8 protein-coding genes and 4 tRNA genes are annotated in these 12,076 nt (G+C 31.5%); 4 read left to right on the top strand and 8 right to left on the bottom strand.

All coding sequences use genetic code 11. The features are described 5' to 3' along the window. Genes B3578_RS04595 through B3578_RS04585 form a run of 3 tightly spaced genes read left to right on the top strand, consistent with a single transcriptional unit; the run spans nt 1 to nt 4,857 of the window. Nucleotides 1–357, top strand: coding sequence for a response regulator transcription factor (locus B3578_RS04595; RefSeq protein WP_291047135.1), 357 nt, complete (start codon nt 1–3; stop codon nt 355–357). Between the two features lie 4 nt (nt 358–361). Beyond that, nucleotides 362–1,426, top strand: a complete 1,065-nt coding sequence (locus B3578_RS04590; protein ID WP_291047134.1) for a HEAT repeat domain-containing protein — start codon at nt 362–364, stop codon at nt 1,424–1,426. A 2-nt stretch (nt 1,427–1,428) separates the two neighbouring features. After that, entirely contained in the window at nt 1,429–4,857 is a 3,429-nt protein-coding gene (locus B3578_RS04585) for a sulfatase-like hydrolase/transferase (RefSeq protein ID WP_291047133.1), read from the top strand. On the opposite strand, the gene B3578_RS04580 is transcribed toward B3578_RS04585, so the two are convergent. From B3578_RS04580 to B3578_RS04545, 8 genes are all read right to left on the bottom strand, one after another. After that, complete coding sequence (locus tag B3578_RS04580; RefSeq protein ID WP_291047132.1) at nt 4,854–6,101, bottom strand: YaiO family outer membrane beta-barrel protein; 1,248 nt, start codon at nt 6,099–6,101, stop codon at nt 4,854–4,856. The genes B3578_RS04585 and B3578_RS04580 overlap by 4 nt on opposite strands. A gap of 89 nt (nt 6,102–6,190) precedes the next feature. Beyond that, a tRNA-Leu gene (locus B3578_RS04575) sits at nt 6,191–6,274 on the bottom strand. A 24-nt stretch (nt 6,275–6,298) separates the two neighbouring features. Then, a tRNA-Gly gene (locus B3578_RS04570) sits at nt 6,299–6,371 on the bottom strand. A 29-nt stretch (nt 6,372–6,400) separates the two neighbouring features. Further along, a tRNA-Leu gene (locus B3578_RS04565) sits at nt 6,401–6,484 on the bottom strand. Between the two features lie 35 nt (nt 6,485–6,519). After that, nucleotides 6,520–6,592, bottom strand: a tRNA-Gly gene (locus B3578_RS04560). 88 nt (nt 6,593–6,680) lie between these two features. After that, nucleotides 6,681–7,529, bottom strand: coding sequence for an acetyl-CoA carboxylase, carboxyltransferase subunit beta (gene accD, locus B3578_RS04555; RefSeq protein WP_115001651.1), 849 nt, complete (start codon nt 7,527–7,529; stop codon nt 6,681–6,683). Between the two features lie 43 nt (nt 7,530–7,572). Further along, a complete protein-coding gene (gene fbaA / locus B3578_RS04550; RefSeq protein ID WP_115001650.1) occupies nt 7,573–8,640 on the bottom strand; it encodes a class II fructose-bisphosphate aldolase in 1,068 nt (355 codons plus the stop codon). A 37-nt stretch (nt 8,641–8,677) separates the two neighbouring features. Continuing rightward, nucleotides 8,678–11,281: a BamA/TamA family outer membrane protein gene (locus B3578_RS04545; RefSeq protein WP_291047131.1), complete on the bottom strand. Its 2,604-nt coding sequence runs from the start codon at nt 11,279–11,281 to the stop codon at nt 8,678–8,680. Nucleotides 11,282–11,285: 4 nt separating this feature from the next. On the opposite strand from B3578_RS04545, the gene B3578_RS04540 reads away from it, so the two are divergent. Further along, nucleotides 11,286–12,029 (top strand): TrmH family RNA methyltransferase, encoded by a 744-nt coding sequence (locus tag B3578_RS04540; protein WP_291047130.1) that lies wholly within the window; start codon nt 11,286–11,288, stop codon nt 12,027–12,029. Nucleotides 12,030–12,076: the final 47 nt, after the last annotated feature.

Below are 12,076 nucleotides of genomic sequence, written 5' to 3'. Positions count from 1 at the left end.
ATGCAGATTTTAATTGCCGAAGACGATGAATTGATTTTAAAAACAATAGAACACAAACTGAAAAAAGAAGGTTACAAAGTTGTTTTAACAAGAAATGGAAAAGAAGCTATCAGTAAGATTGAGGCTGAAGATATTGATTTGATTATTACCGATATTATGATGCCTTTTGCGTCTGGTTTGGAGATTATTAGTGCTGTTAGAAAAAGTAAGAATTCCGAAACACCAATGATTATTTTGTCTTCTTTAGGGCAAGAAGATGTGGTGGTGGAAGCATTTAATTTGGGTGCAAATGATTTTATGGTGAAACCATTTAGCCCTATTGAATTGTCTGTTCGCGTCAAGAAATTATTAAAATAAAAGCATGATTATCCTACAAATTATAACCTATACCGAGTTAATAGTAGGAATTTACATTCTACTTATTTTACTTTTTTTGATAATTATTTATACGTTATTGACAAGTATAATTGAAAATAAAATCATTACAAAGAAAAATAAGTGGAATGCTATTATTGATCAAGAAATTTATGAAACAATTTTGGATGATCAATCCAATTCGAATACTGATTTTACGGATTATTTGAAATCAAGTTCATTCAAACATTATTTTATCAAAAAATTACTAAAAGCGGAACAAAATTTTTCTGGAAATTCAAAAGAAAGTATTCAAAATTTATTTGACCATTATCAATTAAAAAAAATATCCTTACAGAAATTAAATAGTCAAAAAAATCATGAAATTGCTGAAGCAATACAGGAAGTTACGGCGATGAATAATGATGAAACTTTACCGAAAATCAAAAGTATGTTACAACATAAAAATGATTTAGTTCGATCTGAAGCTCAATATGGTTTAGCAAAATTTTCTGGTTTCGAAGGTTTATTTTTTTTAGACAATTTACATGAACAATTGACGGATTGGCAACAGTTGAAATTGTTGGATGCAATTACAATTTTACCAAATATTGATGAGGTTGATACGATAATTTCAAATTGGTTAAAATCACCTAATCAAAGTGTGAAAATTCTAACAATGAAATTAATTCGCAAGTTTCAATTGTTGCAAATGCACGATTTGGTTGCAGATAATTTGCACGATTCTGATGAAAAAGTTGTGGAAGAAACGATTAAAACATTAGTCAGAATCGAAGATGATTCAACTTCAAAATTATTGATTGAGCAATATGAAACATGTAACGAAAAGTTTCAAATTCAAATTTTAAAAGCTTTAGAAAAAATCTCAAATCCAGAAAATAACACATTTTTAGAAACTCAAGCAAAGGAAAATCCATCATTTTCTGTCAAAAAAGCAAGTGTAAGAGCGTTAAATAATTGTTGTTCAAAAACCAATTTACAAAAACTTGCACATCAATCAAACTCTCCTGAATTAAAACAAATTATTAATCAAATTATCCAAGAAAACTAATCATGAATTGGCTAGAAACGGCTTTCGATTTTTTTATTTACGGCTTCCTTTTTTATTCAATCCTATTAATTTTAGTCTATGGATGGATAGGTTTTTATGCAAAAGGAGCGATAAAATCTTATATCCGAAAAAACAGTTTTACGGATTATTCGATTATTGCAACATCACCAAATGCACCTACTTTTAGCCTTATTGCACCCGCTTATAACGAAGGTGCAACGATTGTGGAGAACGTACGTTCTTTATTGTCGTTGTATTATAATCAGCTCGAAATTATTATTGTAAATGATGGTTCCAAAGATGATTCATTGCAACGATTAATTGAAGCGTATGATTTGATTAAAATTGATTATTTCGTTGAAGGAAATATCGAAACAAAACCAATTAATTCGATTTATAAAAGTACAAATCCTGTTTTCAAGAAATTAATTATTGTTGACAAAATAAATGGAGGAAAATCGGATGCGCTAAATGTCGGAATTAACATTGCAACAAACGATTATATTGTTTGTATTGATGTCGATTGTATTTTAGAACAAGATGCGATTCTGAAGCTTGCGAAACCTTTTATGGATGAAGCAAAAGCAAAAGTAATTGCATGTGGAGGCGTAATTCGTTTGGCGAATAATTGTACCATTGTTGACGGAAAAATTGTCGATGTTAATTTACCAAAAACTCGTTTAGGAAGAGCACAAGCGTTAGAATATATTCGTGCATTTCTTTTGGGAAGAATGGCGTGGTCGCGCGCCAATGGTTTGATGCTGATTTCGGGTGCTTTTGGTGCTTTTGATCGTGAAACTGTACTCCAGTGTGGCGGTTATGATCACGATACAGTTGGTGAAGATATGGAGCTTATTGTGCGAATGCGACGTTATATGCACGAGCAAAAATTGGCCTATAAAGTAGTAAATATTCCCGATCCGCTTTGTTGGACAGAAGTGCCAGAAAGTAAAGAAATTTTAACCAAACAACGCAATCGTTGGATGCGTGGAACGATAGAAACATTGTGGAAACATCGTATTTTATTTTTCAATCCGAAATATGGAAAACTTGGAATGATGAGTTATCCGTATTGGTTTTTCTTCGAATTTTTAGGACCGATTATCGAATATATTGGTTGGATCATTTTCGTTGTTTTATTCTTTTTAGGTTTAATTAATTGGCATATTTTCTTTCCTTTAATGGCTTTTGTATTGCTTTATGGAATTTTATATTCGATTTATGCTATTCTGATTGATTTAATGACGTATAACGTTTATTACAAGAATGGTGATATTCCGAAGTTATTTTTTACGGCGTTTATAGAGCCTTTTACATTTCATCCGTTGGTTGTGTTGTCAGGAGTGAAAGGCGTGAAGGATTTCTTTCTGAAAAATAATTCGTGGGGAGAAATGACGCGACAAGGGTTTGGTAGAAATCAAGCGAAAGAATTGTCTATTTGGCAAAAAATGAGACTTGGATTCATGAATCTAGTTCAGCAAACTACGTTTATTTCGTTGGTTTATTTGTTGCTTTTTGGATTGTCATCAATTCTTGAATTTTATCTTTATCAAGAAAATCTCTCAACAACTTCTAATCAAACTTTATTTTTTGACTTATTCGTACATAATATCGATTTTGCTTTAGATAGTATTTTTGTGGTAAGTTTTAAATATTTTTTATTGCAATTTTATTCGATAAGTTGGGCAAAAAAATGGATCATTTTTACGTATTCTTTTTTAATTATTTCGAATATTTTATTGATTAAATATTTTCAAACAACACTCAATTTATTAGGTTCAGATTTTTTTTCTTATACGTTAGAAGAATTGAAATTAATTATTGGTGCGTCAGGTGTTGTAAATGTTACAAACATTCTTTTATCAATTGCTGTAATTGCTATTTTAACAACGATATTTATTTACAGTTATCGATTAAAAATCAATCAAAAAATTCTTCAATTACCATTAATAATTTTGAGTTTTTTATCGCTTATTATTCCAATTAATTTGTATTTAAAAAGTACTCAAAATGATGAGTTTTCATCTAATTTAATTTTGAGTAAATCCTCTTATTTTTTTTCAAATTCGATTGAACAATATGCAGAAGATAAACTTTCGGAAATTGACTTTTTAAATTCAAATTCGAGTTCAAATAAAGAAGATAATCTACATTATTTTGATAAAACTAATTATCCATTTTTGTATCAAGATGAGAATAAAAATTTCTTCGCGGATCAATTTAATCTAACAACAGAAAAACCGAATGTTGTTTTTATTGTGATTGAAGGTTTGGGACGAGCTTTTAGTAACGATAGAGCATATTTAGGTTCTTTTACACCATATATCGATCAGCTTTCAAAAAAGAGTTTGTATTGGGAAAATGGATTAAGTACGACTGGAAGAACATATGGAGTTTTACCTGGATTGACTGGTTCTTTGCCGTTTTCTGAAAATGGTTTTATGGAACAAAAAAACTTACCTCAACATTTCAATTTGTATAATTTGTTAAAAAATAATGGTTATAAAACTGGTTATTTTTACGGTGGCGATGCTGATTTCGATTTTATGTCAAAATACTTGAATTATTCGGGGGTTGAAACAATTATTGATGAAAATGATTACGAAAATAATTATGCAAAAATTCCGTCGAATAATGGATTCTCTTGGGGATTTGACGATCATTCAGTGTTTAAAAAATATTTAGCAACGCAAAAAGAAAATAATCAACCATACTTTAATGTTTTGATGACGTTAGCGACGCATAGTCCTTTCTTAATAAACAATGTTGAGAAATATAATAAACAGTTTGAAACTTTGATTAAATCTCGAAATTATGATGCGACAACTTTGACGACAGTAAAAAAATATAAACAACAATTGGTGACTTTTTTGAGTGTTGATGAAGCTGTAAAAAACTTTTTCGAAGCTTATCAAAAACGTTCAGATTTTAATCAAACTATTTTTGTGATTACTGGAGATCATCGAATGCCAGAAGTTCCGATGGAAACAAAGATTGATCGTTTTCATGTTCCGATTATTGTCTATTCTCCTTTGTTAAAGTCACCGAAAAAGATGTCAAATATTGTGACGCATTTTGATATTGCACCAACTTTTGTGACATATTTTAGAGATTCGTATAAACTGAAATTACCGAATTATGTGACTTGGATGGGACAGAATTTAGAAAACGGTAAAGTGAATTACAGAAAACAAGGTGTTCCGTTAATGCAGAATAAAAATATTTTAGACGATTATGTTTTTCAAAATTATCATTTGTCAGGAGGGAAGTTATATCGAATTGAAAAGAATTTAACAGAAGATGTTGAACAAAATTCGAAGATGGAAACAGAGTTGAAAAATCGATTGAAAAGCTTTAAAACAAAAAACCATTCTTTGAAAAATACTCAAAAAATGGTTCCTGATTCTATATTTAACCGTTATATCAATTAGAATTTTCGGCTGTACGAAACGCTTACATCAAATTGATTTCCTTTTTGATTTGGACGATATTCTTGATTGTAATAATTTGCACCAATTGAAATTAAGTTTAATTCATTGATCGAAAAATTATAATCTGCTCCAATTTTGAAAGACTTCAGTTTGTAAGTTGTATCTTCTAAAAGATTGTTGTTAAAATCCTCTGGTGAAATTCCTGTACCAATAGCTAAGCTTAAATAATTGTTTGCATCGCCTGTATAATAACGAGTTGTGAATGTATACGAATGCGAAATATTGTTGTTGCTTGGCGTTACAAATGCACGTAAATTGAACCAATAATTTTTATAATATTTACTAATAGATCCAGTAAACATCCAAACATCATCCGAAAAATGAAGTTGACGATAACCTAATTCAGCTTCGAAACTTTTAGGTAAATTAGCGTAAAGAGAGGCTCCTGTGCGATATTTAGGAAAAATTCCGTCACTATCCGAATATCCACCGCCAACGTACATGTAAAATGTCTTAGAAAGTCTTGGATAAGCTTCTACTTCATATTGAACACCGTTATCTTTAAACTTGTTTGCGTAATTCACTTTAAAAATCAATGAACCAAACGAAGTTTGTCTTTTATAACTTACCGAAACTTGATGCCAATCATCTGCAAATTGTTTGTCAAAATGCGAGTAATTGTAATTAACACCAATTGCGTTTTTAGTATTATTGATTTCGATTCGATTTGCTAATTCGCGTACTTCTGTATTTTTAGGGTTAATTGCTAATAATTCTTTGATTGTTTTTGAAGCTTCTTTATAAGAATTGTTCCAATTAAGAACTTTAGCTTTTAACAGCAATAGTTCTTCATTTTTAGGATATTTAATTAATCCACGATCAATAATAGAAACAGCTTCTTTATAATTATCATTCCAATATTCAAGTGACGTGTAGGCTAAATAGAAATCGGGAGAGGGATCCATGTTTTTTTCGACATTCTGAAAAACTTTTCTCGCTTCTTCGGTTTCATCATTCCAAGTATATATTCGTCCCAAAAAAACAGCGATATCTGCATATTCTGGCGATTGATCTAAAGCCTGTAATGCAAGTTTCTTGGCAGTTGTATAATCTTTTTCTTCAAAAGCTTTGTGACGTGCTTCTTGAAATAAATCATCCGAACTTTTAAATTCCTGGCTATACGAAAATAAAGGTAAAAAGGTAAGAGCAAAGAGTGTCTTTCTTAGAAATGATTTTTGAATCATATGGTAAAAACGTGTTTTTTATGAGTATAAAGATATGATTATTTAGAGCATAAAAAAAGCTCAAGAAAATAAATTCTTGAGCTTTGTTGTACCTCAGGCGGGACTTGAACCCGCACGTCCTAATGGACACAGGATTTTAAGTCCTGCGTGTCTACCAATTCCACCACCAAGGCATCCACTTCTAAGAAAGAAGTTAGAGCGGGAAACGGGACTCGAACCCGCAACATTCAGCTTGGAAGGCTGACGCTCTACCAATTGAGCTATTCCCGCGTGTAAATTGTAAAAATCAAATTAAAAAGTACCTCAGGCGGGACTTGAACCCGCACGTCCTAATGGACACAGGATTTTAAGTCCTGCGTGTCTACCAATTCCACCACCAAGGCAAAATTTGATTTTTATGAATTTTTATATTTCAAAGAGCGGGAAACGGGGCTCGAACCCGCGACCTCAACCTTGGCAAGGTTGCGCTCTACCAGCTGAGCTATTCTCGCGATTGGAGTGCAAATATATAAAATCAATTTCTAATAATCCAAATCAAATTTGAATAAAATTTTAAAAATATATTTGCACTTATTTTAATTAGTTGATAGGCATTAACATATCAGCTACTTCTTTTATTTTATCTTTCATCTTTTTACGATGAACGATCATATCAACGAAGCCTTTTTCTAATAAAAATTCAGAAGTTTGGAATCCTTCTGGTAAATCTCTACCAATAGTTTCTTTGATAACACGTGGTCCAGCGAATCCAATTAATGCTCCTGGCTCTGCCATGATAACGTCACCAATTGATCCGAAAGATGCTGTAATTCCTCCAAAAGATGGATTTGTTAAGATTGTAATATAAGGAATGTTGTTATCTGCTAATTGAATTAATTTAGCTTCTACTTTAGCTAATTGCATCAACGAAATTGCAGCTTCCATCATACGTGCACCACCAGATTGTGTAATAATTACGAATGGAGTTTTGTTTTTGATAGAATAATCAATTGCACGTGCAATTTTTTCTCCCATTACAGATCCTAAAGAACCTCCAATAAATTTGAAGTCCATACAAGAAATTGTAATGTCACGTCCATGAATTTTTCCAGTCGCATTGCGAATAGAATCTGTCATTCCCGTTTTCTTTTTAATCTCTTTTAAACGATCTTTATAAGGTTTTGTATCTGTCCAATTTAATGGGTCTTTACTTTCTACTTTTGTATCTAATTCTGTGAATTTACTATCATCAAATAAGATATCGAAGTATTCTTGAGAACCAATTTGTACGTGATGATCATCCTCTGGACTTACATACGCATTTGCTTTTAGTTCTTCAGTTTCAATAATTTTTCCTGATGGTGTTTTGTACCATAAGCCTTTTTTAACGTCTTTTTTAGACTCTGTAGGCGTTGTAATATTTTTCTTGCTTCTAATAAACCAAGGCATATTCTCTGTTTTTATTTGGGTAAGAATAATCTTAATGAAAAGATTATCCTAAAGTATTAACATTATTTAAATCGTGGAAAGCTTGGATTAATCTATCTTTGAAAGTAACTTCTCCAGCTCTTAACCACACGCGTGGATCATAATATTTTTTGTTAGGAGATTCTGGACCTTCTGGGTTTCCAATTTGTCCTTGTAAATAAGCTGCATTTTCGTCAAAATATTTACGAATTCCTTCCATAAATGCATATTGTAAATCTGTATCAATATTCATTTTGATAACTCCGTAGCTAATAGCTTCTCTAATTTCTTCTAACGTAGAACCAGAACCTCCGTGGAATACGAAGTTTACAGCGTTGTCTACACCATACTTTTCGTTGATGTATTTTTGAGAGTTATCTAAAATTTTTGGAGTCAATACAACATTTCCTGGTTTGTAAACACCGTGTACATTACCAAATGCTGCTGCAATCCAGAAATTATCAGAAATAGATTTTAAGTTTTCGTAAACGTAAGCAACTTCTTCTGGTTGAGTGTATAATAATGAATTGTCAACATTAGAATTGTCAACACCATCTTCTTCACCACCTGTTATACCTAATTCCATCTCCAAAGTCATTCCAACTTTAGACATTCTTTCTAAGTATCTTTTGCACGTTTCTACGTTTTCTTCTAAAGGCTCTTCAGATAAATCTAACATGTGAGAACTAAATAAAGTCTTTCCGAATTTATTAAAATGTTCTTCGTTAGCGTCCATAATTCCATCAATCCAAGGCAATAATTTTTTTGCACAATGGTCTGTATGTAAAATTACAGTAGCTCCGTAAGACTCAGCTAAAGTGTGAATATGTTTTGCTCCCGCAATAGCACCTTTGATAGCAGAAAGTTGATTTTCTCCTTTTAATCCTTTTCCGGCATTAAAAGCAGCACCTCCGTTAGAAAATTGAATAATAACTGGAGAGTTTACTTCAACTGCAGCTTCCATTGCAGCGTTAATAGTATCTGAACCGATGACATTACACGCTGGTAAAGCGTATTGATTTGCTTTTGCATCATTGATAATATCTTGAACTAATGAACCGGTAGCAACACCGGCAGGAAATTTTCTGCTCATTATGTTAGTATTTTGTGAAACAAATATAGATGTTTTTTTAGAAAGGATAATTAATTCCGAAGTGGATTCTTGGTTTAAGCAAGTTAAGATTGTCAAATTGCCAGCGATCACCTAATTCATAAGAAGGGTCATAAATTTTGTAACCCAAATCAAATCTTACAATTGCAAACGTACCAATGTGATAACGGAAACCTAATCCAGAACCAATTCCGAATTCTTTGTAAAAATCTTTGAACTTAAATAATGTTTCTGGTCGATTTTTATTAACACCCCAAATATTACCAGCATCAAGAAAATATGCACCTTCCAAACTTCCAAAAAGATTGAAGCGATATTCAGCATTGAATAATAATTTCATGCTTTCAAATTCTAAACTTTGATTTTTAGAATCGATACGTGGTTTACTTCCAGGACCTAAAGTTAACGGTGCCCAACCACGAACATCATTTGCTCCTCCAGCCGAATAACTTCTTACGAAGGGTGCAATATCTGAGTTTCCATATGGTTGAATGATTCCGAATAAGAAACGTCCCGCTACGCTAGAATTTGAATTTAATTTGAATTTTCGTCTAACATCCACATCAAATTTTACGAATTGAGAATAAGGAATTCCAAAGATCAAACCTGCTTGATTTCCGTCTCGATCAGGTTCAGCTTTATTAAAGCCAAAAGCTTTGTCTAAACCTCTTAATAAATTTCCGGCTAATTCAATTCTCGCTTGAATAAACCAAGGATTACTTTTTGGTCGAAATGAATTTTCTTGATTAAATGTAAATTGATAGATAAAAGAGTTGATTAATACATTTTGGGAAATATTAGCTTTTCTATATAACATATTCTCAAAATCAACATACAACTTTGCGTTTTCTCCAGTTAATGAACTTTGGAATCCTTTGTCAGCCTCGATTGCATCTGTTAATTCATCGTCCGTTAGATAAATTGGTGCATTAGGATTGTATGCGTAGTATAAATCTTTTACTTCGTTTTTTGTATTATTATCTTTTGTAAACACTTCATAATAGCGATCTTTTTTTCGATTACTAATAAATTCTGTGTTAAACAAAGAAACTTTGTGTTGAAACTCCGAACTCGAAATATCCATATCAAAACCAAAACCATAAGTCGTTTTGTCTAAACCTACATTTTTCTGCGTACTTGCATTCATTCGAATAGCAGATTCGGCAGTAAAACGTTTTGGTAAAATATTATCAAGATTAATTGGTGTTAATAAATAAGGAAATTTCAACTTTGTTTCGATAGCGATTTCGTAAGCATTTAAGAATGCTTTATTCATTGAGAAATCTTTGTTGACAGAGCCTAAAGTTCCTTTCAAAGTTGTTTCTAAATTTTCTCCTCCTCCAAATAGATTTCTCGAAGTTAAAGTCATCCCGGGAGAAATTGCAAAGTTCATATAGCGAGAAGCATAACTTTCGACAAAGAGATTCAAGTCATATTTCTTTTTTGGTGTAAAGAAAACGTCTACATTTAAGATAGAGTCTTGTTTATTAATTCTGAATCCATGTAAGTTAATGTTTTCTTTCTTGAAAATATTACGTTTTGTCTGAATTTCTTGTCGTTGACGATATAGTTGACCCGGACGAATTACAAATGCATCTGTAAAATATTTTGGTCGATATTCTGGCTCTTTTGTATATAAAACGTTATAATCTTTATATTCTTCTTTGATTAATTTACTTTCATCATCAACAAAACTGCGAGAATCTGCATAAATATTTATCTTCCCAAAACGGTATTGCGTAAAAGGTGTAATACTATCCGTTTTCAAAGAATCTTGAATATATTTATCAATAAACATCGTTACATCAAGGCGTTTGTTACTTTTTAATGTATCCGCTTCAAAATATAAATCTTCGCCCGAATCATTAAAATCATAGTAACCTCTATTCTTTAACAAATCGATGATACGATCGCGTTCTTCCTCAAATTTGTCAAAATTATATTGATCTCCAGCATGCAAAACAGTTTGTTTTCCAAGAGGAGAATTAAGATACTCTTCTATTTTTTGATCAGATATTTTTTGATCATATGTTTCGATATAAGAAGGTTCACCTAACTTAATATCATAAATTGTTTCTGCTTTTTTTGCAATAGAATCTTTATCATAGGAAACTGCTACTTTCGAATCGAAATAACCTTTATCATGAAATAATCTATTTAAGTTCTTTGCCGAAAATTCTGATTGTTGTTCATCCAACAAAACTGGCGCTTCACCTTGACTATAATAAAGACGTTCTTTCCATAAACTGTGTCCAACATATTCGCTCAGGTTATTCTTCGTTAGTAAACTATCCAATAATTTCTGGTTACGAACCGAAGCATCTTGTCGATAATATTCCTGAAAAGTTTCATCAAATTTCGCAGGAGACCAATTGTAAACCCATTGCCAAAGAGGGAAAAAACCAAGAAACTTACCAGCTGGCTTTTGTTTCACATAATCACTTAAGTCTTTGTTGATTATAGTTTTTTTCTTCTTAATATCGGGATCTTCTTTATCGTATATAAATTTGTTCTTTACAAACAAATATTCTCCTTCAGGTACTTTTTTAGTTGTACTACAGCTATAAAAAAGTAAACCTAAACAAGAGATAAGTGTTATATTTGTTGTAATTTTTTTTTGCATAAATATGTTATCAAATAACGTTATTAAGATAATAACTTCTCTGGGTTCTAAAAAATATAGACAAAAATATAATTTGTTTGTCGTAGAAGGTGTTAAAAATATTGGGGAAGTTATAAAAAGTTCTATAAATATTAAAGAATTATTTATAATTGAAGACTTTTGGCCAGAAGCTACACACATCAAAAAGACTTTTATTGAAGAAAAAGATTTGAAAAAGATCAGTTTCTTAACGACTCCAAATGTAGGTTTAGCACTTTGTGAATTACCTAATTATAACGAAAACATCAAGTTGAATGGTTTAAGTATTGCTTTGGATGATATTCGAGATCCAGGTAATTTAGGAACAATTATCCGCTTGGCTGATTGGTTTGGTGTAGAGGATATTTTGTGTACCAAAGAATCTGTTGATATGTACAACCCAAAAGTTGTGATGTCGACAATGGGCTCTTTTACACGAGTGAAAGTTCATTATATTGATTTGGAGAAATACTTGTCTGACTATAAAGGAAACATTTTCGGGACTTTTATGGAAGGAGAATCTATTTATGAACAAATACTTCCACAAGAAGGTATCTTGGTAATGGGGAACGAAGCGAATGGAATTTCTCCAGAAATCGAGAAGTTAACGACAAACAAACTAAGTATTCCGTTCTTTGGGAAAAATGGTTCTACCGAAAGTCTCAACGTAGCTGTTGCAACAAGTGTCATCTTAGGCGAGTTTAAGTCTCAACTTTCGCACAAATCATAAAAAAAACTTAATGTTTCTAAACGGGTTATTATTCCACAAATAAATAT

This window comes from Empedobacter sp. UBA1574, from assembly GCF_002322895.1.
Lineage (GTDB): Bacteria > Bacteroidota > Bacteroidia > Flavobacteriales > Weeksellaceae > Empedobacter > Empedobacter falsenii_B.
This window is presented reverse-complemented; position numbering and strand designations above follow the sequence as displayed.

Bases quoted from the DNA above. Each gene is read 5' to 3' on its own strand.
- accD (WP_115001651.1), bottom strand. From the start codon at position 7,529: ATGCCTTGGTTTATTAGAAGCAAGAAAAATATTACAACGCCTACAGAG.
- B3578_RS04540 (WP_291047130.1), top strand. From the start codon at position 11,286: ATGTTATCAAATAACGTTATTAAGATAATAACTTCTCTGGGTTCTAAA.
- B3578_RS04585 (WP_291047133.1), top strand. From the start codon at position 1,429: ATGAATTGGCTAGAAACGGCTTTCGATTTTTTTATTTACGGCTTCCTT.
- B3578_RS04595 (WP_291047135.1), top strand. From the start codon at position 1: ATGCAGATTTTAATTGCCGAAGACGATGAATTGATTTTAAAAACAATA.
- fbaA (WP_115001650.1), bottom strand. From the start codon at position 8,640: ATGAGCAGAAAATTTCCTGCCGGTGTTGCTACCGGTTCATTAGTTCAA.
- B3578_RS04545 (WP_291047131.1), bottom strand. From the start codon at position 11,281: ATGCAAAAAAAAATTACAACAAATATAACACTTATCTCTTGTTTAGGT.
- B3578_RS04580 (WP_291047132.1), bottom strand. From the start codon at position 6,101: ATGATTCAAAAATCATTTCTAAGAAAGACACTCTTTGCTCTTACCTTT.
- B3578_RS04590 (WP_291047134.1), top strand. From the start codon at position 362: ATGATTATCCTACAAATTATAACCTATACCGAGTTAATAGTAGGAATT.